We start from the raw sequence: 22092 nt of genomic DNA on the forward strand, positions 1-22092 counted from the left end.
GTGAACGGGCCGTACAACGCGCCGTGTGACGGCGCACTTGTCTACCGCGGTGCGCGATGCGCACGCACAAAAAAACCCAGCCTCGCGCGCGAGGCTGGGTCTCGGATGCATCGTCGAACGACGTTGCGGTCAGACCACCGCGTCTTCCTTGTATGCCTCCACCGGGATGCACGCGCACATCACGTTCTTGTCGCCGTACACGTTGTCCACGCGCGCCACCGGCGGCCAGTACTTCTGCTGCTTCAGCGTCGGCAGCGGGAACGCGGCCAGCTCTCGCGGGTAGGCGTGGGTCCACTCGCTGGCGGTGACCTGCGCGGCGGTGTGCGGGGCGTGCTTGAGCGGGTTGTCCTCGCGGTCCAGGCGGCCGTCCTCGATCGCGGCGATCTCCTCGCGGATCTGGATCATCGCGTCGATGAAGCGGTCCAACTCGTGCTGCGATTCGCTCTCGGTCGGCTCCACCATCAGCGTGCCGGCGACCGGGAAGCTCAGCGTCGGTGCGTGGAAGCCGAAGTCGATCAGGCGCTTGGCGATGTCCTCGGCGCCGATGCCGCTGGTCTTCTCCAGCGGGCGCACGTCGAGGATGCACTCGTGCGCGACCAGGCCGTTGCGGCCGGTGTACAGCGTCTTGTAGTACGGCGCCAGGCGCTTGGCGATGTAGTTGGCGTTGAGCAGCGCGACCTGGGTGGCCTTGCGCAGCCCGCTGTTGCCCATCATGGTGATGTACATCCAGCTGATCGGCAGGATCGAGGCCGAGCCGAAGCTGGCCGCCGAGACCATGCCGACGTCGCCGTCGCCGCCGAGGGTGCGTGGCAGGTACGGCGCCAGGTGCGCCTTCACCGCGCACGGGCCGACGCCGGGGCCACCGCCGCCGTGCGGGATGCAGAAGGTCTTGTGCAGGTTCAGGTGCGACACGTCCGAGCCCCACTTGCCGGGCTTGGCCAGGCCGACCAGCGCGTTCATGTTGGCGCCGTCGGTGTAGACCTGGCCGCCGTGCGCGTGCACCGCCTCGCAGATCGCCACCACGTCTTCCTCGAACACGCCATGGGTGGACGGGTAGGTGATCATCAGCGCGGCCAGGCGGTCGGAATACTTCTCGGCCTTGGCGCGGATGTCGGCGACGTCGACGTTGCCGTTGCCGTCGCACTTGGTCACCACCACGGTCATGCCGCACATCTGCGCCGAGGCCGGGTTGGTGCCGTGCGCCGATTCGGGGATCAGGCAGATGTCGCGATGGCCTTCGCCGCGCGCGCGGTGGTAGGCGCGGATCGCCAGCAGGCCGGCGTACTCGCCCTGCGCGCCGGAGTTGGGCTGCAGGCTGACCGCGTCGTAGCCGGTGCACTCGACCAGCATCGCTTCCAGTTCGTCGATCAGTTGCTTGTAGCCGACGCTCTGCTCGGCCGGGGCCAGCGGGTGGATCGCGCCGAACTGCGGCCAGGTCACCGGGATCATCTCGGCGGTGGCGTTGAGCTTCATGGTGCAGCTGCCGAGCGGGATCATGGTGCGATCCATCGCCAGGTCCTTGTCGGCCAGCGCGCGCATGTAGCGCAGCAGTTCGTGCTCGCTGTGGTGGGTGTTGAACACCGGATGCTGCAGGAACGCGCTGTGGCGCAGCAGCTGCGGCGGCAGCGCGTCGGCGGTGGCGGCATCGAGCGCGTCCACGTCGGCCTGCGCGCCGAACAGCTGCGCCAGCGCCATCACGTCGGCGCGGGTGGCGGTCTCGTCCAGGCTGATGCCCAGCGCGGTGCTGTCGATCGCGCGCAGGTTGATGCCGGCCGCACGCGCCTTGGCATGGATGGCCTCGGCGTCGACGCCGGTGACGTGCAGGGTGTCGAAGAAGCGCTCGCCGACGGCGACGCCGGCGCCGCGCAGCGCGGCGGCCAGGATCGCGGCCAGGCGGTGGGTGCGGCGGGCGATGCGCACCAGGCCCTCGGGGCCGTGGTAGACCGCGTACATCGAGGCCATCACCGCCAGCAGCACCTGCGCGGTGCAGATGTTGGAGGTGGCCTTCTCGCGGCGGATGTGCTGCTCGCGGGTCTGCAGGGTGAGGCGGTAGGCGGGGTTGCCGGCGGCGTCGATCGACACGCCGATCAGGCGGCCCGGCATCGAGCGCTTGTAGGCGTCGCGGCAGGCCATGAACGCGGCGTGCGGGCCGCCGAAGCCGAACGGCACGCCGAAACGCTGCGAGTTGCCGACCACGATGTCCGCGCCCCATTCGCCGGGCGCGGCGATCAGGGTCAGCGCGAGCAGGTCGGTGGCGACGGCGACCAGGCCGCCTTGCGCGTGCACCGCGTCGGCCAGCGCCTTGTGCTCGCCGATGTGACCGAAACTATCGGGATACTGCAGCAGCACGCCGAAGCACTCGGCCTGCAGCGCTTCCTCCGGCGTGCCCACGCGCAGCACGATGCCCAGCGGCTCGGCGCGGGTGCGCAGCAGTTCCAGGGTCTGCGGGTGCACCGCGTCGTGCACGAAGAAGGTGTCGGACTTGGACTTGGCCGAGCGCTTGGCCAGGGTCATCGCCTCGGCCGCGGCGGTGGCTTCGTCCAGCAGCGAGGCGTTGGCGATCTCCATGCCGGTGAGGTCGGCGCACATGGTCTGGAAGTTGATCAGCGCTTCCATGCGGCCCTGCGAGATCTCCGCCTGGTACGGGGTGTAGGCGGTGTACCAGGCCGGGTTCTCGAGGATGTTGCGCAGGATCACCTTCGGCGTGTGGGTGCCGTAGTAGCCCTGGCCGATGAAGCTGCGGAACACGGTGTTCTTGTCGGCGATGGCGCGGATCTTGGCCAGCGCCTCTTCCTCGGTGATGGCGTCGGGCAGCGCCAGCGCGGCCGGCGACTTGATGTTGCCGGGCACGATCGCGTCGGTCATCGCCTCCAGCGAGTCGTGGCCGACGGTGCGCAGCATGTGCGCGATCTCGGCGTCGTTCGGGCCGATGTGGCGCTCGATGAAGGCCGAATGGTGTTCGAGGTCGCGCAGCGAAGAGGTGTGAGACATGGCAGTCGTCCGGCTGAGGAAGGCACGAGGAGGCGGGGACGCGCGCAAGGCCATCGTCGGGCCGCAGCGGCGGGCACGATCGACGGGAAGCACGCGTCTTCCCAATGCCCCTCTGTCCTTTTGCCTGAGAGTTTGGAAGCGGCGGCTGGCGCTGCGCTTCGTGCCCCTTCGGCGCCGGGTTTGACCGGTCTCTCCAGAGTCTTGGTGCGGGTGGTATCGGGCCTGAGCGATTACGGGCGTTTGCGCCTTCGGCAGCGGGTCGCCCCGCTTCTCCCACCTTGCTGCGCCGCGATTATAGCGTGGCCGGCGGCGCCCACGGCGGGCCGTTCGTCCCCACGCCAGGCTGAATGGGCAAGCCATGGTGGATGCGCGCAGGCGGCCGCCGCGCGTATCATGGCCGTACCCCTTTCTCTCACGCCCGTCCATGCCGGACGGCGTCGTCGCGTGTGCGCCCGTCCTGTGGCCGCCGCGGCCGGCTTTTCAGGATGATGTCCCCATGACGCTCCCGTCCGTGTCCACACGCCGCATGGCCCTGTTGCTGGCCGGGCTGGCGATGTTCGGCCCGTTCTCCATCGACACCATCTTCCCGGCGTTCCCGCAGCTGGCGCAGCGCCTGCACGCCGATCCGGTGGCGATCCAGCAGACGGTCAGCGTGTACCTGCTGGCCTACGCGGTGATGGGCCTGGCGCACGGGCCGCTGTCCGACGCGCTGGGGCGGCGGCGGGTGATCGTCGCCGGGCTGGTCGTGTTCATCCTGGCGTCGGCCGGCTGCGCGCTGTCGCGCGACCTGCCGACCCTGCTGGTCTTCCGCGCGCTGCAGGGCGTCTCCGCCGGCGTCGGCATGATCGTCGGCCGCGCGGTGATCCGCGACCTGTACCACGGCGACGATGCGCAGCGGCTGATGAGCCAGGTGTCGATGATCTTCGGCATCGCCCCGGCGATCGCGCCGATCATCGGCGGCTGGATCCTGGGCAGCGGCCGCGGCTGGCCGATGATCTTCTGGTTCCTGGTCGGCTTCTCCTCGCTGCTGCTGGTGGCGACCCTGCGCTGGATGCCGGAGACGCATCCGCCGCAGGCGCGCACGCCGCTGGCGCCGCGCACGCTGCTGCGCGACTACATCGGCATCGCGCTCAATCCACGGTTCCAGCGCCTGGCCGCGGCCGGCGCGTTCAATTTCGGCGGGGTGTTCCTGTACATCGCCTCGGCGCCGGTGTTCATGATCGATCTGCTGGGCAAGACCGAGCGCGACTTCGCCTGGCTGTTCCTGCCCACCATCGGCGGCATGACCCTGGGCGCGTTCCTGTCCGGGCGCATGGCCGGGCGGCTGGGGCCGATGCGCCAGGTGCGCTTCGGCTTCGTCTGCTGCGGCCTGTCGATAGCCGGCAACATCGCCTACACCGCGCTGGTGCCGGCCATCGCGCTGCCGTGGGCGGTGCTGCCGATCTTCTTCGCCGGCCTGGGCACCGCGCTGATCTTCCCGATCCTGGCGCTGGCGGTGCTGGACATGTATCCGCGCCAGCGTGGCCTGGCCTCGTCGCTGCAGGCCTTCACCCAGTTGATGGTCACCGTGCTGGTGGCCGGGGTGCTGTCGCCGCTGCTCAGCGGCCATGCGCTGCACCTGGCGCTGGGCTCGGGCGCGTTCTTCCTGCTGGGCTGGAGCTTCTGGCGCTGGGAGCGGCGCAGCGGCAAGCGCCTGCCGCGGCCGGACGCGCAGGTGCCGCGGCTGGAGCCGGCCGATCCGCTGTGAGCATGGCCGCGGTTGGGCTATCGTCGTCGGGTCATCGTTGAGGAAACCGCATGTCCATCCAGTCCAAGCAGCGCCGCGATCTGCGCAAGAAGCTGGCCGAGCGCCTGCGCCACCGCGCCGAGGGCGCCGCGCCGGCCGCGCCCATCGAACCGCACGCGGAGCTGCGCGACCAGCAGCGCACCCTGCTTGCCGGCATCGTGCGCCGCGACGGCGAGTGGGTACTGGGCATGGACGGGCGCATCGCCGGGCAGAGCGAGAGCGCCGCGCAGGTGCTGTCGCTGATCATGCAGGCGGCGGAGCTGCACGAGCGCGCCGGCACGCCGGTGCGGCTGATGTACTCGGACGCGCTGAAGGACGCCGCGCATGCCGATGCGCAGGCGCAGGGCCTGAGCTTCGAAGAGTTCAAGACGCGCCACGCCCAGGTCATGCGCCGCGACGACGGCGGCGCGGCGGCGCCGGCCTGAGGCCATGGGCCAGAGCGCCGCCCAGGCTGCGCAGGAGGCCGTGTCGCTGGCGCGGGTGCGGCGCCGCGACGGCATCGCGCTGGTCCAGGCGCACCGCGCCAGCGTCGCCCTGCATCACCCGTGGACCTATCCGTTCACCGACGTGCCCGGGTTCGAGGCCTGGTACGCGCAGACCCTGGACGGCAGCAACATCGCCCTGCTGGCGCGCGAACGCAGCACGGGCGCGCTCGCCGGCCTGTTCACCTTCAGCCAGGTGGTCGGCGGCTGTTTCCAGAGCGCCTACCTGGGCTACCACGCCATGGCCGGCTGCGAGGGCCGCGGGCTGATGACGCATGCGCTGCGCCTGTGCGTGGCCTACGCCTTCGCCGAACTGGGCCTGCACCGGGTGGAAGCCAACATCCAGCCGGACAATACCCGCTCGCTGGCCCTGGCGCAGCGCGCCGGCTTCCGCCGCGAAGGCTATTCGCCGCGCTACCTGCGCATCGGCGGGATCTGGCGCGACCACGAGCGCTGGGCGCGGCTGGCCGACGACTGATCCGCTAGCGGGATGCGTGGCTGCTCAGCGCTGGCGCAGTGGCGTCGTCGGCGCCGGCGTGGGCGCGGATGCAGCGGGGGTGGCCGGACTGGCCTGTGCCGACGCCTGCGCCGCGGGATCCCATCCGCACATCCGCCCCTGGTTCTGCTGCTTGAGCCATTCCTGCATCGGCGCGAAGTATTCCAGCAGCGGGCCGGCGTCGATGCGCTCGCTGCCGGTCAGTTCCTTGAGCGTGGCCTGCCACGGCTGGCTGGCGCCGCGCTGCAGCATCGACCAGAACTTCTGCCCGGCTTCCTTGTTGCCGTAGAAGGTGCACTCGTACAGCGGGCCCTTGTAGCCGGCCGCATCGCACAGGCTCTTGTAGAACTGGAACTGCAGGATGTGCGAGAGGAAGTAGCGGGTGTACGGCGTATTGGCCGGCACGTGGTACTTGGCGCCGGGGTCGAAGAAGTCCTCGCCGCGCGGTGTGGCCGGCGCCACGCCCTGGTACTTGGCCTTCAGCTCCCACCAGGCCTGGTTGTAGCGGTCCGGGGCGATCGAGCCGTCGAACACGCCCCAGCGCCAGCGGTCGATCATCAGCCCGAACGGCAGGAACGCCACCTTGCTCAGGGCCATGCGCATCTGTGCATTGATCAGTGCCTCGCGGCCGACCTGCGGTGCGTCGACCAGGCCGATCGAATGCAGGTACTGCGGGGTCATCGCCAGCACCACGGTGTCGCCGATGGCTTCGTGGAAACCGTCGTTGGCGCCGCCTTGGAACAGGGGCGGCAGCGGGTTGTAGGCCAGGTCGTAATAGAGGTGGCCGAGCTCGTGGTAGATGGTGGTGAAGTCCTCTTCGTTCGGCTTGACGCACATCTTGGTGCGCACGTCGCCGGCCATGTCCATGTCCCAGGCGCTGGCGTGGCAGACCACGTCGCGGTCCAGCGGCTTGATGAACTGGCTGCGCGTCCAGTAGCTGTCCGGCAGCTTGGGCATCGCCAGCGAGGTGTAGAAGTCCTGCGCGCGCTCGGTCATCTGCCGCGCGCTGAGCAATTGCGCCTCGCGCTGGGCCATGAACCGCGCCTCCGCCGAGGTGTCGCCGTTGCGCCGCGCCAGCGCCGCGCTCAGGTCGCCCTGGTACTGCCGTTCCAGCGCGTCGGTGATGTCCAGGCTGCCGGCGCCGGGATAGGGCTGCAGCAGGTCCCACAGGTTGCTCCAGTCCTGCTGCCACATGTTGCCGAGCAGATGCGCCGGCAGCAGGCCGCCGGCCACCTCGCCCCTGTCCTTGCCGTATTCGGCGTCGAGCTTGCCGCGCGCGTAGCAATGCAGCTGTTCGTACAGCGGCTTGACCTGGGTCCACAGCCGGTCGGTCTCGGCGGCGAGTTGCGCGGGCGGCATGTCGTAGCCGCTGCGCCACAGCGCGCCGGTGTCGGCATAGCCCATGTCGCGCGCGCCTTCGTTGACCAGTTCGACGAAGCGCTGGTAGTCCTTGCGCATCGGTTGCACGGCGGCGTGCCAGCCCTGCCAGGCATCCAGTTGCTGGTCGTAGTCGCGGCTGCGGCGCAGCACGTCCTCCAGTTCGCCCAACTGCCGGCAGCGCCGCGCATCGCCCTCGCCGGTGCAGTAGGAGGCGGCGCCGTAGGCGCCCTCCATCTTCGTCGCCAGCGCGGCCAGTTCGGCCAGCCGCGCCGGATCGCGCGGCGCCGGCATCGCGGTCATCTGCTGCAGCAGGCGCAGCGCGCGGGCGCTGTCGGCCGACATCGGCTTGCCATCGTAGCGCCGCGCCTGCGCGATCCAGCCGTTGAGCGTGGTCAGCCAGCGCGCATTGGCCTTGGCCGCCAGCCGCTCGCTGTCGCCGTTGATGTAGGTGGCCGACAGCCACTGCGCCGCGGTCAGTTCCGGCAGCAGCGCGCGGTACTCCTCGTTGATGCGGGCGACGAACTGGTCGGCGCTTTCGCCCTCGGGCTGCGCTGCGGCCGGGGCGGCGGTCTCGGCCGCGGGTTCCTTGCGGCAGGCGGACAGCGTCAGCAGGCTCGCGCCGAGGCACAGCGCGAGCAGCGGAGAGCGGTGGTTCACGGCGAATCCTTGCAGGGCGATTGCCCGGAAGGCTAGTGGCCCGCCCGCACCGCCGCAAGTTCGAGCGGCGCGCCCTTGGCCGCGCCGCCATGTCCGATCACGCCAGGGCGGCGCGTGGACGCTCGGTCATTGCGGCTTGGCGCACTGCGCGAACAGGTCGCGCGAGCGGTCGTAGACGCCGGTCCTGACCTGCATCAAGCCCAGCACCGACGGGAACAGGTTGTCCTGGTCGGCGTACTTGCGCGACCGCGCCTGCAGGCAGGTCAGGTCCAGGCCGCGCGCGCTGGCGAAGCCCGGCGAGAACCACATCACCATCGGCACGTGGGTCTGCTCCTGCGGCGCGATCGCGTAGGGCACGCCGTGCAGGTACAGGCCCTTCTCGCCCAGCGACTCGCCGTGGTCGGAGAGGTAGATCATCGCCGTGTCGTAGTCGGGCATCGCCTGCAGCGTGTCGATGGTGCGCGCCAGCAGGTGATCGGTGTACAGCAAGGTGTTGTCGTAGGCGTTGGTGATCAGTTCGCGGCTGCAGTTGCCCAGGTCGGCGGTGTCGCAGGTCGGGGTGAAGCGGCGGAACGCGGCCGGGTAGCGCTCGAAGTAGCTGGGGCCGTGGCTGCCGAGCTGATGCAGCACCACCACGCGGTCGCCGGGCTTGGCGCGCACCTGCGCGGCCAGGTCCTGCAGCAGGATCTCGTCCATGCAGCGGCCGTCCCTGCACAGCTGCGGATCCTTGGCATCGTCCAGGTGCTGGATCTGCAGGCCGTCGCACACGCCCTTGCAGCCGGACTGGTTGTCGCGCCACAGCGTGGCGATGCCGGCGTGCTCGAGCACGTGCAGCAGCGACTGGTGCTTGCGGATGTTGCTCTCGTTGTAGTCGTGGCGGCCGAACGGCGAGAACATGCACGGCACCGAGACCTCGGTGCTGGTGCCGCAGGAGTGCATGTCGGGGAAGTTGATCACGTCGCGCTTGGCCAGCTCCGGCGTGGTCTGCCGCGCATAGCCGTTGAGGCCCCAGTTCTGCGCGCGGGCGGTCTCGCCCAGCACCACCACCAGCAGCCGCGGCTTGCTGCCCGGCGCGCGCGCGGTGGCCTTGGCGTCGTGTTCCAGCGGCAGTTTCGGCGCCTTGCGCGTGGGGCTGTCGGACTTGAAGTTCTGCCGCAGCGCGACCAGGTAGTTGATCGGCGTGGCCAGGTAGCGGATCTCGCGATGGTTGCGCATCATCGCCGACAGGTCCTGGAACGAGAGCATCGCGGCGATGCCGCCCAGCGCCAGCATGCCGACCAGGAAACCGGCGCGGATCGCCAGCGCCTTCAGCGGCGAACGCCGGATCAGCCGTACCCGCCACAGCACCAGGATCGGCAGCACCGCGTAGAACAGCAGCGGCGCGATCAGCGCCGGGGTCATCAGCTCGCGCGATTCCTTGTGGTCGGTGGCCAGCACGTTGCGCAGCATGTCCGCGTCCAGGTAGACGCTGTAGCTGTTCATGTAGTGCGCGGCGAACGCGGTGGTGATCAGCAGCACCGTCAGCACCGGCTTGGCGATGCCGCGCCACAGCAGCAGGCCGAGCAGCAGGCCGTGCACCGCCAGCAGCAGCAGGAACAGCGACAGCGCCAGCTTCACGTCGCCGGCGTGGCCGCTCATCGCGCTGCGCCAGAACATGCCGTTGCAGGCCAGCGCGAAGAACGCGCTGGCGGCCAGCGCCAGCATCTCGTTGCTCAGCTGCGGGCGCCAGGCCCACCAGCGGGCGCGGGAGGCGGTGGACGGCGAGGGCGGGGCGACGGGATGGCTCATGCGGCGGAATCGTTGGTGATGGAGAGGCGTCGGTCGGCCTGCGACGCCATCGCGTCCGGCCACAGCATCGCCCGGTACAGGCCCAGTGCCACGCCCCAGCACAGGGCCAGCGTCCACAGGTCGTGCGACATGAAATGCGCGCCGCGCAGCTGTTGGCCGAGACCGAACAGCAAGCCTCCCCCGAGGCCGATCGCCAGTGCTGGCCAGCGCCAGGCCGGCTTGAGCGCCAGCGCGACGAAGTACAGCCCCACCCAGGCATAGCCGGCACTGGAATGACCGGCGGGGAAGCATACCCCGCGCGGCATGCCTGCCGGGCGGGTCTCGAACAGGCCCACGAAGATCCGCTCGCCGCCGTAGCGGGTCAGGTCCCAGGGGCAGTCCATGTGGGTCACCGACTTCAGCAGCGACACCACCCCGGTGCTCAGCCCCACCGCCAGCAACAGGTACAGCAACGGCAGACGGTAGCGGCGGCCATCGGGACGGCGCCACGCCCACACCGCCAGCGCGGCGGTCACCGCCCACGCCGCGGCGCTGAGCATCTTGCCGTCGTGGTGGATCAGGCTACGGGTCAGCGCCGCATCCTTCAGCGCCCATTGCCCGCCTTCCCAGCGATACAGCAGGTCGGCGATCCAGAAATCGCCACCCAGGCCCATCAGCACGGTGCTGGCCAGCAGCACCAGCGTCAGCGGCACCCACAGGTGGGAGAGATAGAAGTACCGGCGTGCGCCGAGGGAGGGCGCCGCCGCAGCGGACAATCGCAGGGGCGTACTGAGCATGGTCGACGAAGGCGGCCAGGGGCGGCGGGAAAGTGGGGGCATGGTCGGGTTGCAGGTGTCGGATAGCTGTCGGAACTGCGGGATGGGAGGGCCGAGGCTTCAGCAAAGGTTGCGCACGGCCGCGGTCATGCAAGCGCCGGGCCACCGGCGTCTGGAGGTGGGAAGGGGTTCGGGAGCGGGGCGGTCGGGCCTCGGCGGTGGCGTGCGGGGAGGGCAGCCTGAGACCGTCGTGTTGGGATCCTTTCCAGGTTTTGTCGAGATTCGATCAAGACGCGCCGCCGTTCTGACGGCGTTCCGACACGCTTCCGCTAGCATGGGCGGGTCCGTCCCCCGAATTCGAGCGCCCCCATGCGGCTGCTGGTCATAGAAGACAACCGGAACCTGGTCGCCAACCTGTTCGACTACTTCGAGGTGCGCGGCCACACCCTGGATGCGGCACCGGATGGCGTCACCGGGCTGCACCTGGCCACCACCCAGCGCTACGACGCGCTGATCCTGGACTGGATGCTGCCGCGGCTGGACGGGCAGCAGGTGCTGCGCGCGTTGCGCGAGGAACACCACGCCGACGTGCCGGTAATCATGCTGACCGCGCGCGACGAGTTGCCGGACAAGATCGCCGGCTTCCGCGCCGGCGCCGACGACTACCTGACCAAGCCGTTCGCGCTGCCGGAGCTGGAAGTGCGGCTGGAGGCGTTGCTGGTGCGCGCCAGCGGCCGCGGCCGCAGCAGGCTGCTGCGGGTGGGCGACCTGCAACTGGACCTGTCCACGCTGGAGGTGACCCGCGGCGGGCGCACCCTGCACCTGTACCCGGCCTGCCGCAAGCTGCTGGAGGTGCTGATGCAGGCCAGCCCGGCCGCGGTCACCCGCGACCGCCTGGAGCAGGCGCTGTGGGGCGACGAGCCGCCGGACGGCGACATGCTGCGCTCGCACATCTACGACCTGCGCCGCAGCGTCGACGGCCCGTTCGCGGCCAAGCTGATCCACACCCTGCCGCGCATCGGCTACCGCCTGGCGGTGGTCGGTCCCCACGAGGGCGAGCATGCCGACTAGGGCCGGGCTGCGGCAGCGCCTGACCCTGTGGCTGGTGGGCTACGCGGCGCTGCTGTCGCTGGCGGTGTTCGTGCATGGCTACATCGTCAACGACCAGGCCGAGCAGCTCACCTGGCGCTCGCTGCTGACCTCCGAGCTGGACCACTTCCTGGCGCGCAGCGCGGCCGACCCGGAGTACCGCTGGATCGACACCCGCACGGTGAGCCTGTACGGCGACGAGGGCGGCGCGCCGCTGCCGCCGGTCGTGGCGGCACTGGGTCCCGGCCTGCACGACGAAGTGCAGCTGGAAGGCAGCGAGAAGGTGGTGCTGGTGCAGGACGTGCGCGGGCGCCGCCTGGCGCTGGCGCTGGACATCACCGAACTGCACGACCACGAGGACAATCTGGCGCTGTGGATGCTGGTGTCCAACGCGGTGGCGGTGCTGTTGCTCGGCGCCCTGGTGGCCTGGGGCATGGGCCGGGTGGTGCAGCCGTTGATCGACATGGCCCAGCGCATCGGCAGCCTGCGGCCGGACCGGCCCGGGCAGCGCATCGAGGTGCATCCGCGCGCCAGCGCCGAGCAGGTGGTGATCGCCGAGGCGCTGAACGACTACCTGGCGCGCAACGACCTGTTCGTGGAGCGCGAGCGCGCCTTCATCGACAGCACCAGCCACGAACTGCGCACCCCGGTGGCGGTGATCGGCGGCGCCGCCGAACTGGCGCTGGAGCAGCACGACGTGCCGCCCAGCGTACGCAACCAGTTGCTGCGCATCCGCCGCACCGCCAGCGGCGTGGGCCAGTTGATCTCGCTGCTGCTGGTGCTGGCCAAGGATCCGGCGCGGCTGGCGCGCGGCAACGACCTGGTGCGGCTGGACCAGTTGCTGCCGGAGATCGTCGAGGATCACCGCCACCTGTGCGCGGACAAGCGCCTGGAACTGGTGCTGGCGCCGCTGCCGCCGTGCGAGGTGCTGACCCCGCTGGCGATCGTGCAGGTGGCCATCGGCAACCTGCTGCGCAACGCCATCGAGAACAGCGACAAGGGCCGCATCGAGATCACCATGCCGGCGCCGGGCGTGGTCTGCATCGACGATCCCGGCCACGGCATGAGCCCGGAAGAGATCAGCGCGATCTACATGCGCATGGCGCGCGGCGGCGGCAGCCGCGAAGGCAGCGGCATTGGCCTGGACCTGATCGCGCGGTTGTGCGAGCACCTGGGCTGGGCGTTGCACCTGGATTCGCTGGCCGGCAGCGGCACCCGCGCGACCCTGGACCTGAGCAGCGCCTTGAAGCACCAGGGCGCTGCGTCGCCGTCGCCCGCGCCCTAGGAAAGAACGCTAGGCCTGCGCCGGCAGCAGCCCGCGTTGCGCCAGCCAGGCACGCGCGTCGTCGGCGTCCTGTTCGAACCAGGCGCGGGTGGAGCCCAGCCGGTAGGTGTAGCCCCAGGCGTCCATGTCCGCCATCAGCCGTGCGCGGCCGACGCCGGGCAGCGCATCGGCCAGCACGATCTGCAGGTAGCAGGTGGCGTCTTCCTCTTCCACCGAGTCGGTGGCATCGGTATGCACCTGCGCGCGCCGCTGCGGCGGCAGCACGATCAGGTGGCAGGCTTCGTGCAGCAGCGAATGCACCGGCGTGTCGTCGCGCACGTAGACGTCGCTGGCGATCACCCCGGCCTCCGGTTCGCCCCAGTAGCTGCCGGGAATGGCGGCACCGTCGGCGACGCGGTGCAGGGCCAGCCCATAGCCGGCCAGCAGCGCGCGCGGCGCGTCCAGACCGATGGCGCCCACGGTCAGGACCTGGGCGGCGGCAGCGGGAAGGGCGGCGTCGGTCTGCATCGTCTGAACGTCGTTGGGAGGGAAGGGCGCGGCGGCGCGCCCGATCGCGGCAGGCACGGCCCGTCACGGCGCCGGCCTGGACCGGCACGTCAGCCGCGGCATGGGCCACGGCCGACGCGCGGCCTCAGGGCGTGGGCCCTTCCGGCAGGGCGACGGAGATGTCGAGCACGTCGTGCTCGCCGTCCTTGACCAGGTCCACCTTGACCGCGTCGGCGTCGATGTTGACGTACTTCTTGATCACTTCCAGCAGCTCGCGCTGCAGCAGCGGCAGGTAGTCCGGGCCGCCGCGCTGGCTGCGTTCCTGCGCGATGATGATCTGCAGGCGGTTCTTCGCGGTCTCGGCGGTGTTCTTCTTGGTCTTGAGGAAATCGAATAGTCCCATGCTCACCCTCCGAACAACTTGGTGAAGAAGCCCTTCTTCTCCACGGAGATGAAACGCATCGGACGTTCCTCGCCGAGGATGCGCGCCACGGCGTCCTCGTAGGCCTGGCCGGCCGGGGATTCGCCGTCCAGGATCACCGGCTCGCCCTTGTTGGAGGCGTTGAGCACGTCGCCGGATTCGGGGATCACGCCGATCGCCTTCAGGCCGAGCACTTCCTCCACGTCGCCGATGCTCAGCATCTCGCCGGTTTCCACGCGCGCCGGGCTGTAGCGGGTCAGCAGCAGGAACGCGGGCAGGCTCTTGCCGCTCTCGGCCTTGTGGGTCTTGGAGTCGAGCAGGCCGAGAATGCGGTCGGAGTCGCGCACCGAGGACACTTCCGGATTGACCACCACCACCGCGCGGTCGGCGAAGTACATCGCCAGGAACGCGCCCTTCTCGATGCCGGCCGGCGAGTCGCAGACGATGTAGTCGAAGCCGTCGGCGGCCAGGTCCTTGAGTACCTTCTCCACGCCTTCCTGGGTCAGCGCGTCCTTGTCGCGGGTCTGCGAGGCGGCCAGCACGAACAGGTTGTCGAAGCGCTTGTCCTTGATCAGCGCCTGCTTCAGCGTGGCTTCGTTGTGCACCACGTTGACGAAGTCGTACACCACGCGGCGCTCGCAGCCCATGATCAGGTCGAGGTTGCGCAGGCCCACGTCGAAGTCGATCACGGCGACCTTCTTGCCGCGTCGCGCCAGCCCGCAGGCCAGGCTCGCGCTGGTGGTGGTCTTGCCGACGCCGCCCTTGCCGGAGGTGACAACGATAATTTCAGCCAAAGGACTATCTCCTGATACGTTCGTGTTGGGGCCGCGTCAGTCTTGCGCGGCGATCTTGATCTGGTCCTGCTCCAGCCAGACCTGGACGGCCTTGCCACGCAGTTCCTTGGGAATATCGTCCAGCACCTTGTAGTGGCCGGCAATGGCGACCAGTTCGGCGTGGAAGTCGCGGCAGAAGATCCGCGCCTCGGTGTTGCCCTGGGCACCGGCCAGCGCGCGACCGCGCAAGGTGCCGTAGATGTGGATGCTGCCGTCGGAGATCACCTCGGCGCCGGCGCCGACGGTGGCCATCACGGTCAGGTCGCAATTCTCCGCATACAGCTGCTGCCCGGAGCGCACCGCGTTCTTCTGCATGCGCCCGGGTTGCGGCCGCGCCGCCGGAGCGGGCGGCGGCGGAGGCGGAGGCGGCGGCGGCGAGACCGGCGCCGGCGCGGCGGCGGGGGCGCCACCATCGAAACGCTCGTACTGCGCACGGAACTTGGCCAGCAGCGGCAGGCCCAGCGTCACCGACAGTTCCTCGATCTCGCGGGTGCCGTAGGCCAGCGCCACCGGCAGCACGCCGGCGTCGCGCAGGCCGTCCAGCAGCGCCTGCGCGGTGGCCGTGTCCGGGGTCTGCGCCAGGCCGCCGAAATCGATGATCACCGCCGCACGGCCGAACAGCTTGGGCGCGCGCTGCACGCGCTCGCGCATCTCCTGGCTCAGCCGCGCCACGTCCAGCGTGCGCACGCGCAGGTTGGCGATGCCGACCTGGCCGATCTTCAGTTCGCCGGCCTGCTCGAAATCCAGATTCACCGACGACACGCTCAGGTCCCGGTCGGGCGCTGCGCCCGCTGCAGACGATGGGCATGGCCGGCCCAGGGCAGCTCGGGCAGGGTGTCGCCGTAGGTTTCGCGCACCCAGGCGTAACTGCACAGATCCTTCAACAGCATGCTCGCACGCACCTCCACTTCGTTCATCGTGTTCTGGCCCACTTCGCGGAAGCCGAAGCTGCCATGGAACAGCAGCGCCGCATCGGCGCCGTGATCCAGAAAAACCTCGCACGCCAGTTGCGGGTAGCGCAACTCGGCATAGCTCTGCACGTCGGCGTAGAACGCCCGGCCGACGCCACCGCCGCGGCGGCGGCTGGCCACCACGATGCGGTCGATATAGAAAAACTGCGGATAGCGCTCGCGGAACCAGGCGAAATTGCTGCTGTCGTGGTCGCTGTCGCTGCCGAAGCCGACCAGGAAGCCGGCCAGGTTGCCGTCGCGCTCGGCGACGCGGAAGTACTCTGCGGTTTCGTAGAAGCGGTGCAGCTTGGCCGAATCCAGCGGCAGGATCGCCAGTCCGGCGTTGTTGTTCAGGGCCAGGACCGAATCGAGCTCGTGCTCGCGCACGTCGCGGATGACGATCGACATTGAGACTCCATTGCTGATGCGCGCGCGGCCCCGTGCGGGCCGCCGGGCCGGATTATCGCACGCGCGACCCGGGGCGGCGAGCCGCGCCGGCATGACTTCCGTGGGAGTGCAATGCGCGCCGTTCATCCTAAGATGGCTGCATGTTGGGATATCTCAGCCATACCCGCGTTCTGCGCTATGCCGGCCTGTTCACCTGGGCCGTCATCTGCATGCCGTTGCTGTACCTGTACTGGGAGCCGGTCGAGGAATCGGGACGGATGCCCAGCGGCGAGGTGTGGCTGCTGCTGACCAGCTACCTGGGCTTCGGCGTGGTCTATTTCCTGTTGACCCGGCGCCTGCACAGCGGCGACGGCGTGCGCTGGTACGACCGCGGCATGCTGGTGCTGCTGACCATCTGCGCGCTGGCGGTCGGCTATCTGCACCGGTCGGGGCTGGGCAGCATCCTGATGATGGTGGCGGCGGGGGTGATCCCCTGGCTGCTACCGGTGCGTGCCGGCGTGGCCTGGCTGCTGCTGAGCCAGCTGGCGGTGCTGCCGGTGTACCTGACCATCGGCTTCCCGCCGTTCGAGGCGCTGATGCAGTCGCTGCTGTACGGCGGCTTTTCCATGTTCATCTTCGTCACCAGCCTGGTCGCGCGGCAGCAGACCCAGGCGCGGGAGGAGCAGCGCCAGCTCAACGCCGAGCTGCGCGCCACCCGCGCGCTGCTGGCCGAGAGCGCCCGGGTCAACGAGCGCACGCGCATCTCGCGCGAACTGCACGACCTGCTCGGCCACCACCTGACCGCGCTGAGCCTGAACCTGGAAGTGGCCGGCCACATCACCGAGGGCCGCGCCCAGGAGCACGTGCAGCAGGCGCATACCCTGGCCAAGCTGCTGCTGACCGACGTGCGCGAGGCTGTCAGCCAGCTGCGCGACAGCGGCGCGATCGACCTGGCGGCGGCGTTGCGGCCGCTGGCAGAGCGGGTGCCGTCGCTGCAGATCCATCTGCAGGTGGAGGAGCCGCTGACCGTGGAGGATCCCGAGCGCGCGCACGTATTGCTGCGCTGCACCCAGGAGATCATCACCAACGCGGTGCGCCACGCCCAGGCCGACAATCTGTGGATCGAGGTGCGCCGCGACGGCCCGCAGGTGGTGATCCAGGCGCGCGACGACGGCCGCGGTTGCGAGACCCTGGCCCCCGGCAACGGCCTGCGCGGCATGCGCGAGCGCCTGAGCCAGTACGGCGGCAGCCTGGACGTGACCGCCGCGCCCGGCGCGGGCTTCCGTTTGCGCGCCGCGGTTCCCGGCGCCGCCACCCTGTTGCCGCCCGCCGTTCCCCAAGGAGTGTTGTGATGATCCGTGTTTGCCTGGTCGACGATCAAACCCTGGTGCGGCAGGGCATCCGCTCGCTGCTGGCGCTGGACGGCGGCATCGAGGTGGTGGCCGAGGCCAGCGACGGCCGCCAGGCGGTGGAGCTGATCCCGCAGGTGCTGCCCGACGTGGTGCTGATGGACATGCGCATGCCCTCGATGTCCGGGCTGGAGGCGCTGCAGGTGCTGTCGCGGGCCGCGGCGTTGCCGCCGACCATCATCCTGACCACCTTCGACGACGACCAACTGGTGCTGGCCGGGCTCAAGGCCGGGGCCAAGGGCTATCTGCTCAAGGACGTGTCGCTGGAACAACTGGTCGGCGCGATCCGTACCGTGGCCGCCGGCGGCTCGCTGGTGCAGCCGGCGGTGACCCAGCGCCTGCTCTCGGGCCTGGAGCACATGCGCAACGATTTCGTCAGCCTGGACCGGCCCGACCCGCTGACCGACCGCGAGACCGAGATCCTGCGGCTGATGGCCAGCGGCTTCTCCAACAAGGAGATCGCCAATTCGCTGGGCGTGGCCGAGGGCACGATCAAGAACCACGTCTCCAACATTCTCTCCAAGCTCGGCGTGCGCGACCGCACGCGGGCGGTGCTGAAGGCGTTCGAGCTGCAACTGGTCTGACGGACCGGAGGCCCGGCCCGGCGCTGCAGGTGGTCTGAACGAGACAGGATGACGGCCCGCGCAGGCCGGTAACGCGCACGTCGGGCCGGTCCGGTGCCGCCGGGTGCCATGCACTAGATGCCGCCGCAGGAGGGGCGAGCTTGTCCCATGCAGGCAAGTGGTCTGGCCTGGGTCACGCACGCTTCCGGCACGCCCACCGTACCGACGGCGCTGCCGTTGCTCGCTTCGATGCGGCCGGAGACCGGGCGCGCAGGCCTGTCCGGTGCCGTTGCCGGGACAATGGTCTGGTCGCCTGCGGTGCCGTTCCCGCGGCCGTCGCAGGCACCGCGCAAGCCCGTTGCGGCACGGGGCGAAGCGGCATTCCGTGATGTGCTGACCACGGACAGCGAAGCCTGCTAGGATGGGCGCTTCGCTTCATCAACCCGGCCGTGGGATCGGCCCCGGAGACCTCCTGAATGACCCGTATTATCGAGTTCCTGATCGCCCTGGGGATCGTGGCTGGCCTGTTCGTCATTGTCGGCGTGGTGCTGCCCTCGGAGCGTCACATGTCCGAAAGCGTCGAGACCAATCGGCGCATGACCATCGTCTATGACACGGTCAACAGCCTGCGTCGGTTCAAGGACTGGAACCCCCTGGTGCTGCGCGACCCGCGCATCGAGCTGAAGCTCTCCGGCCCGGAATCCGGCGTCGGCGCGCGCCTGGACTACAGCTCCAAGGAGGGCTACATCGGCAAGGGTAGCTGGACCATCACCTCGACCGAGAAGAACAAGGACGTGGTCATCGCCATCGAGGACGAGACCAAGGGCAGGGACAAGACCACCACCTTCAAGCTCGAGTCGACCGGCAAGAACGGCCGCAACGTGAAGATCACCCAGGACTACACCGTCAAGTACGGTTGGGATCTGCTCGGTCGTTACGCCGGCCTGTACGTCAGCCGCCATGTCGGCGACGACATCAAGCTGGGCCTGTCGCGCCTGAGCAACGTGCTGGCCACCGTGCCGAACGTGGACTACCGCTCCGACGATACCCCGCTGAAGGACCTGAAGGTCGTCGACGTCCCGGCCGAGGACCTGCTGGTGGTCAACGCCGGCAACATCGACCGCGACAACGACTCCATCAAGAAGTCCATCAAGGACAACCAGGAATGGATCAAGCGGGTGATGGACGCCAACGGCCTGGAAGCGGCCGGTCCGGTGCGCATCGTCACCACCGACTTCGGCGCCGACAAGTACGCCTTCGACGTCGCCCAGCCGGTGCGCAAGCGTGCCGGTGGCGCGCCGAAGGACGACGCCAAGAAGGATGAGAAGAAGGACGACAAGAAGGACGACGCGGCTGCCGCGCCGGTCGATGCCACCCCGGTTGCCGCCGCTGGCGAGCCGCTGAAGGTGACCATCCCGCAGGGCGCCCCGGTGACCTACGTGCGGACCGAAGCGCACCGTTCCGCCTTCGCCAGCTACACCGGCCACATGGCGGGCCTGGATGCGGCGCGCAACGCGCTGCGTGCCTGGGCCGCGACCAGCGGCTACGACGTGACCGACCGTCCGTACGAAGCCTGGAAGGGCGGCGTGGACAAGGCGTTCACGCCGGAAGGCACCTACGACATCTACTGGGCGATCAAGTAAGTCCTGCCCTGGTGGACGAGTGAACCGGAACGCGCCGCATCTTGCGGCGCGTTCTGTTTATGGGGGACGGCAAACGCTGCCATGCTCCCGGAGGGAACGCACATGCTGACGTTCGATCGCCGTACGCGCGGGCCGTTCTGCCTGTGCAGCGCCGGCGCGCTGCTGGCGGCCGTGTCCATCGGCCTGTCCGCCTATGCCTCGCACGGCGTGGCCGAGCCCCTGGTGCAATCGCACCTGCAGACCGCGGCGCTGTACGCCTTCGGCCACGGCGTGGCGCTGGCGGCGCTGGGACGCCGCAGCGAGCGCCTGCTCGGGCGCTTGGCGCTGTGCCTGTTGCTGCTCGGTACCTTGCTGTTCTCCGGCAGCCTGGCCGGCAACGCGCTGGCGCAGTGGCCGACCCGGCTGGCACCGATCGGCGGCACCACGCTGATGCTGGGCTGGCTGCTGTGGGCGGTGGATGCGCTGCGGCGCTGAGTGTCGTCGCGTAGCGCAGTACAAAAAGTGGGTGAAGCGTAGCCGCGAGCGCACCAGGTAAAGGTGTCGTCATGCGCTGCAATGCGCACGTGCCCTGGCGCGTCGCCTGGGCGGGCAGGCGCGGTCGTGCCCGTGGTGGTGGTCGGGGCGCGCGCACGTTGCTGAGGGTACGCGGAACAGCGTGCCGTCGGCTCAGTCCTGGCGGTGCTCCGCCGGAACGCGCTGCTCCTGCCGCAGCCAGCGGTGGTACTGGAAGGTGCCCCGCGCTGCGCTCAGATAGGCCAACGTGACCAGCACGGCGATGCCCAGGCCATCGGCGTTGCCAGCGACGAGATGGCTGATGCGTGCGAGAACGTAGGAGGCGAGCAGCAGGCATGCGGCAATGCGGCTCTTGCGGTAGGTGCCGTACGCAAGCGCCGCTACCAGCAGCATGCTGGTGCAGTGGATCAGCGCTTTGGCGGAATCGCCGGCAGTGATGGCGCGGATGCTCAGCAGGAGGTTGAGCGTGGTCATCAGGCCGCCGACGATCCAGCCGGCGGCGATCTTGCGCAGGATGGGAGAGGGCGCCTTCGCGGGATGCAGTGCGGTTTGTGGGCTCTGCGCCTGCGGCGTGGCATAGGGGTTTTCGGACGTTGCGACCTCCTTGTGTCGATGAAAGATTCCTGACGGCGTGCGAGGCCGAAACGTCGTGGCGCACAGCGAGGGCAACGGGGGGCGCGTCCCCACGACCACCTGGACATCCGCACGCGGCTCAGTCGCTGCCGACCAGTTCCACCTGCGCCTTCAACCGCACCCACGCATCCTGGCTGGGGTCGTTGACCGTGACCTGCACGGTGTAGGTGCCGAGCGGGTCGCTGTCCTCGAAACGCAGTTGCACCGACAGCGGTGCCAGTTCCAGCAGGCCGGCGGCGGCCGGCGGGCCGCCCATGCCCAGTGGCCGCATCGGATCCTGCAGGGTGGTGCCGCCGTCGGGGCCGAGCACGCGCAGGCTCATCTGCGCATCGCAGGCGCCGCCGTTGTTGGGGCTGGGCGCGCAGCCGGAGTACAGCAGCGCCACACGCAGCAACTGGCCGCGATGCACGCGCGCGATCGTGCGCAGCTGCGGCGCATGCGCGGCCTCGGTCTGCCCCCACTCCTGCGCGAACGTGGCGAAGTCGGCGTCGTCGGCGATCTGCAGCGCGGCGGCGAAGGCCTTGTCGTGCCCGCGCTCGGCGCTGTCGGGCAGGGGCTGGCCCTGCCGGTCGTGCCATTGCGCGGCGGCGCAGGTGGGCAGCGCCAGGGCCAGAAGCGTCAGTGCCCGCCAGGCGGCAGTGCCGGCGCGCGGCCGGCGTGTGTGGGAACGGATCATGCGCAAGCGGCCTCCTGCCAGCACCAGTGCCAGGGTTCGTAGACGATGCCATGCGGGTTGTCGCGCGGATAGCTCATCCGGTAGCCGAAGGCGCCGGCGTGCGCGCGCAGCCAGGCGAAGGCGGGCGTGCGTTCGAAGCTTTCTTCCGCTGGCGGCTCGCCGGGCGTGCCGATGTCCAGGGCGTGCCCGCTGTGGTGCTCGCTGAAGCCCGGTGCGGCATTGACCGCGAGGATCTGCTCCAGGGTCTGCCCGCGGGCGAATTTGCGCGCGAAGATGCCCAGTTGATACGCGTGACTGCGATAGCCGGAGATTGCCTCCAGCACCACGCCATCGCGCGCGGCGGCACGACGCAGCGCGTGCCAGGCGCGTGCCGCACCCGCGCTCAGCCACAGCGGGCGCCGGTAGCGGTCGGCGCCGGCCGCGTGCAGGGTGGCCGGTTCCGGCTGCAGCGGCAGGCCGCTGCGCCGTGCGTAGGCGTCGGCGGCCAGGCCCAACTGGTCCAGTTGCGCCTGCAGTGCGTGCAGCGGCAACCAGGCGTCGTCATCGCGCAGTGCGCCGCGTGCGGGCAGCGCGTCGAGCCGATCCAGTGCCGCTTCGATGCCGGGTTCGTGCATCAGCCGCGGCACCAGCGCGTGCAACCCGTGTGCGTTCGCGGTCGCCAGGTAGCGCCCGTCGTGCTTGCGCCGCAGCAGCCAGGTCGCCTGCGCGAGCTGGCGCGCGTCGGCATTGCTGCGGGCGCGCAGCCGCGCGGCCGGCAGCAGTTCGATGGTCTCGGTGTTGAGCAGCAGGTGGGGAATGGTGCGCATCGGCACAGGGTAGAGCCAAGCACCGCGGGCGGCCAGTCGCCGGGGCGCTCCTGCTGCACCGCG

The 22092-nt window shown here is 69.8% G+C and carries 21 protein-coding genes and 1 riboswitch; of the genes, 9 read left to right on the forward strand and 12 right to left on the reverse strand.

Annotated elements, in window-relative coordinates; all coding sequences use genetic code 11:
• Positions 1-129: 129 nt before the first annotated feature.
• On the reverse strand, positions 130-2991 hold the full coding sequence (gcvP, locus tag M3U25_RS01220; RefSeq protein ID WP_355495802.1) for an aminomethyl-transferring glycine dehydrogenase: 2862 nt from the start codon (positions 2989-2991) through the stop codon (positions 130-132).
• Positions 2992-3093: 102 nt separating this feature from the next.
• Positions 3094-3198, reverse strand: a riboswitch (glycine riboswitch).
• A 289-nt stretch (positions 3199-3487) separates the two neighbouring features.
• Here gcvP and M3U25_RS01225 point away from each other — a divergent pair.
• Genes M3U25_RS01225 through M3U25_RS01235 form a run of 3 tightly spaced genes read left to right on the forward strand, consistent with a single transcriptional unit; the run spans position 3488 to position 5737 of the window.
• Positions 3488-4738, forward strand: a complete 1251-nt coding sequence (locus M3U25_RS01225; protein ID WP_355495799.1) for a multidrug effflux MFS transporter — start codon at positions 3488-3490, stop codon at positions 4736-4738.
• Positions 4739-4788: 50 nt separating this feature from the next.
• Complete coding sequence (locus tag M3U25_RS01230) at positions 4789-5202, forward strand: hypothetical protein (protein WP_242156447.1); 414 nt, start codon at positions 4789-4791, stop codon at positions 5200-5202.
• Between the two features lie 4 nt (positions 5203-5206).
• Positions 5207-5737, forward strand: a complete 531-nt coding sequence (locus M3U25_RS01235) for a GNAT family N-acetyltransferase (protein WP_242156448.1) — start codon at positions 5207-5209, stop codon at positions 5735-5737.
• Between the two features lie 24 nt (positions 5738-5761).
• On the opposite strand, the gene M3U25_RS01240 is transcribed toward M3U25_RS01235, so the two are convergent.
• From M3U25_RS01240 to M3U25_RS01250, 3 genes are all read right to left on the reverse strand, one after another.
• Positions 5762-7792, reverse strand: coding sequence for a M2 family metallopeptidase (locus M3U25_RS01240; protein WP_355495794.1), 2031 nt, complete (start codon positions 7790-7792; stop codon positions 5762-5764).
• A gap of 126 nt (positions 7793-7918) precedes the next feature.
• On the reverse strand, positions 7919-9580 hold the full coding sequence (locus M3U25_RS01245) for a phosphoethanolamine--lipid A transferase (protein ID WP_242156451.1): 1662 nt from the start codon (positions 9578-9580) through the stop codon (positions 7919-7921).
• Positions 9577-10356 (reverse strand): phosphatase PAP2 family protein, encoded by a 780-nt coding sequence (locus M3U25_RS01250; protein WP_242156453.1) that lies wholly within the window; start codon positions 10354-10356, stop codon positions 9577-9579. Before M3U25_RS01250 ends, M3U25_RS01245 begins: the two co-directional genes overlap by 4 nt.
• 348 nt (positions 10357-10704) lie before the next feature.
• Here M3U25_RS01250 and M3U25_RS01255 point away from each other — a divergent pair, with 348 nt between their 5' ends.
• Both M3U25_RS01255 and M3U25_RS01260 read left to right on the forward strand, forming a co-directional pair.
• On the forward strand, positions 10705-11406 hold the full coding sequence (locus tag M3U25_RS01255; protein WP_355495789.1) for a response regulator transcription factor: 702 nt from the start codon (positions 10705-10707) through the stop codon (positions 11404-11406).
• Positions 11396-12709 carry a HAMP domain-containing sensor histidine kinase gene (locus tag M3U25_RS01260; protein WP_355495786.1) on the forward strand — a complete coding sequence of 438 codons (1314 nt, stop codon included), beginning with the start codon at positions 11396-11398 and terminating at the stop codon, positions 12707-12709. The genes M3U25_RS01255 and M3U25_RS01260 overlap by 11 nt, the downstream gene beginning before the upstream one ends.
• A gap of 9 nt (positions 12710-12718) precedes the next feature.
• Here the strand turns inward: M3U25_RS01260 and M3U25_RS01265 are convergent, their stop codons facing one another.
• From M3U25_RS01265 to M3U25_RS01285, 5 genes are all read right to left on the reverse strand, one after another.
• A complete protein-coding gene (locus tag M3U25_RS01265) occupies positions 12719-13216 on the reverse strand; it encodes a hypothetical protein (protein WP_017910132.1) in 498 nt (165 codons plus the stop codon).
• Between the two features lie 124 nt (positions 13217-13340).
• Positions 13341-13598: a cell division topological specificity factor MinE gene (gene minE, locus M3U25_RS01270; protein WP_017910131.1), complete on the reverse strand. Its 258-nt coding sequence runs from the start codon at positions 13596-13598 to the stop codon at positions 13341-13343.
• Between the two features lie 2 nt (positions 13599-13600).
• Positions 13601-14410, reverse strand: a complete 810-nt coding sequence (minD, locus tag M3U25_RS01275; RefSeq protein ID WP_355495781.1) for a septum site-determining protein MinD — start codon at positions 14408-14410, stop codon at positions 13601-13603.
• A 36-nt stretch (positions 14411-14446) separates the two neighbouring features.
• Positions 14447-15211 carry a septum site-determining protein MinC gene (gene minC, locus M3U25_RS01280; RefSeq protein ID WP_355495778.1) on the reverse strand — a complete coding sequence of 255 codons (765 nt, stop codon included), beginning with the start codon at positions 15209-15211 and terminating at the stop codon, positions 14447-14449.
• Positions 15212-15213: 2 nt separating this feature from the next.
• Positions 15214-15807, reverse strand: coding sequence for a GNAT family N-acetyltransferase (locus M3U25_RS01285; RefSeq protein ID WP_019801958.1), 594 nt, complete (start codon positions 15805-15807; stop codon positions 15214-15216).
• A gap of 140 nt (positions 15808-15947) precedes the next feature.
• On the opposite strand from M3U25_RS01285, the gene M3U25_RS01290 reads away from it, so the two are divergent.
• The 4 genes from M3U25_RS01290 to M3U25_RS01305 all read left to right on the forward strand — a co-directional run bounded on the left by M3U25_RS01290 (position 15948) and on the right by M3U25_RS01305 (position 19875).
• Complete coding sequence (locus tag M3U25_RS01290; RefSeq protein WP_242156458.1) at positions 15948-17138, forward strand: sensor histidine kinase; 1191 nt, start codon at positions 15948-15950, stop codon at positions 17136-17138.
• Positions 17138-17779: a response regulator transcription factor gene (locus M3U25_RS01295; RefSeq protein ID WP_010341202.1), complete on the forward strand. Its 642-nt coding sequence runs from the start codon at positions 17138-17140 to the stop codon at positions 17777-17779. Before M3U25_RS01290 ends, M3U25_RS01295 begins: the two co-directional genes overlap by 1 nt.
• Positions 17780-18234: 455 nt before the next feature.
• A complete protein-coding gene (locus tag M3U25_RS01300; protein ID WP_355495772.1) occupies positions 18235-19401 on the forward strand; it encodes a polyketide cyclase in 1167 nt (388 codons plus the stop codon).
• 102 nt (positions 19402-19503) lie between these two features.
• Positions 19504-19875: a DUF423 domain-containing protein gene (locus M3U25_RS01305; protein ID WP_355495769.1), complete on the forward strand. Its 372-nt coding sequence runs from the start codon at positions 19504-19506 to the stop codon at positions 19873-19875.
• Between the two features lie 192 nt (positions 19876-20067).
• On the opposite strand, the gene M3U25_RS01310 is transcribed toward M3U25_RS01305, so the two are convergent.
• Genes M3U25_RS01310 through M3U25_RS01320 form a run of 3 tightly spaced genes read right to left on the reverse strand, consistent with a single transcriptional unit; the run spans position 20068 to position 22029 of the window.
• Positions 20068-20583, reverse strand: coding sequence for a hypothetical protein (locus tag M3U25_RS01310; protein ID WP_355495766.1), 516 nt, complete (start codon positions 20581-20583; stop codon positions 20068-20070).
• 43 nt (positions 20584-20626) lie between these two features.
• The gene (locus M3U25_RS01315; protein ID WP_355495764.1) at positions 20627-21223 is read right to left on the reverse strand and encodes a hypothetical protein; all 597 of its coding nucleotides are present in this window, start codon (positions 21221-21223) and stop codon (positions 20627-20629) included.
• Positions 21220-22029, reverse strand: a complete 810-nt coding sequence (locus tag M3U25_RS01320) for a M15 family metallopeptidase (RefSeq protein ID WP_355495761.1) — start codon at positions 22027-22029, stop codon at positions 21220-21222. Before M3U25_RS01320 ends, M3U25_RS01315 begins: the two co-directional genes overlap by 4 nt.
• Positions 22030-22092 lie beyond the last annotated feature (63 nt).

The sequence above is a fragment of the Xanthomonas sp. PPL134 genome (genome assembly GCF_040595915.1).
Taxonomy (GTDB): Bacteria; Pseudomonadota; Gammaproteobacteria; order Xanthomonadales; family Xanthomonadaceae; genus Xanthomonas_A; species Xanthomonas_A indica.

What these genes read in the sequence shown, in the direction of transcription:
- M3U25_RS01290 (WP_242156458.1), top strand. Translation starts at nt 15,948, where the DNA reads ATGTTGGGATATCTCAGCCATACCCGCGTTCTGCGCTATGCCGGCCTG.
- M3U25_RS01260 (WP_355495786.1), top strand. Translation starts at nt 11,396, where the DNA reads ATGCCGACTAGGGCCGGGCTGCGGCAGCGCCTGACCCTGTGGCTGGTG.
- M3U25_RS01225 (WP_355495799.1), top strand. Translation starts at nt 3,488, where the DNA reads ATGACGCTCCCGTCCGTGTCCACACGCCGCATGGCCCTGTTGCTGGCC.
- M3U25_RS01255 (WP_355495789.1), top strand. Translation starts at nt 10,705, where the DNA reads ATGCGGCTGCTGGTCATAGAAGACAACCGGAACCTGGTCGCCAACCTG.
- M3U25_RS01315 (WP_355495764.1), bottom strand. Translation starts at nt 21,223, where the DNA reads ATGATCCGTTCCCACACACGCCGGCCGCGCGCCGGCACTGCCGCCTGG.
- M3U25_RS01230 (WP_242156447.1), top strand. Translation starts at nt 4,789, where the DNA reads ATGTCCATCCAGTCCAAGCAGCGCCGCGATCTGCGCAAGAAGCTGGCC.
- M3U25_RS01300 (WP_355495772.1), top strand. Translation starts at nt 18,235, where the DNA reads ATGACCCGTATTATCGAGTTCCTGATCGCCCTGGGGATCGTGGCTGGC.
- M3U25_RS01285 (WP_019801958.1), bottom strand. Translation starts at nt 15,807, where the DNA reads ATGTCGATCGTCATCCGCGACGTGCGCGAGCACGAGCTCGATTCGGTC.
- M3U25_RS01320 (WP_355495761.1), bottom strand. Translation starts at nt 22,029, where the DNA reads ATGCGCACCATTCCCCACCTGCTGCTCAACACCGAGACCATCGAACTG.
- minE (WP_017910131.1), bottom strand. Translation starts at nt 13,598, where the DNA reads ATGGGACTATTCGATTTCCTCAAGACCAAGAAGAACACCGCCGAGACC.
- M3U25_RS01295 (WP_010341202.1), top strand. Translation starts at nt 17,138, where the DNA reads ATGATCCGTGTTTGCCTGGTCGACGATCAAACCCTGGTGCGGCAGGGC.
- gcvP (WP_355495802.1), bottom strand. Translation starts at nt 2,991, where the DNA reads ATGTCTCACACCTCTTCGCTGCGCGACCTCGAACACCATTCGGCCTTC.
- M3U25_RS01265 (WP_017910132.1), bottom strand. Translation starts at nt 13,216, where the DNA reads ATGCAGACCGACGCCGCCCTTCCCGCTGCCGCCGCCCAGGTCCTGACC.
- M3U25_RS01250 (WP_242156453.1), bottom strand. Translation starts at nt 10,356, where the DNA reads ATGCTCAGTACGCCCCTGCGATTGTCCGCTGCGGCGGCGCCCTCCCTC.
- M3U25_RS01245 (WP_242156451.1), bottom strand. Translation starts at nt 9,580, where the DNA reads ATGAGCCATCCCGTCGCCCCGCCCTCGCCGTCCACCGCCTCCCGCGCC.
- M3U25_RS01305 (WP_355495769.1), top strand. Translation starts at nt 19,504, where the DNA reads ATGCTGACGTTCGATCGCCGTACGCGCGGGCCGTTCTGCCTGTGCAGC.
- M3U25_RS01235 (WP_242156448.1), top strand. Translation starts at nt 5,207, where the DNA reads ATGGGCCAGAGCGCCGCCCAGGCTGCGCAGGAGGCCGTGTCGCTGGCG.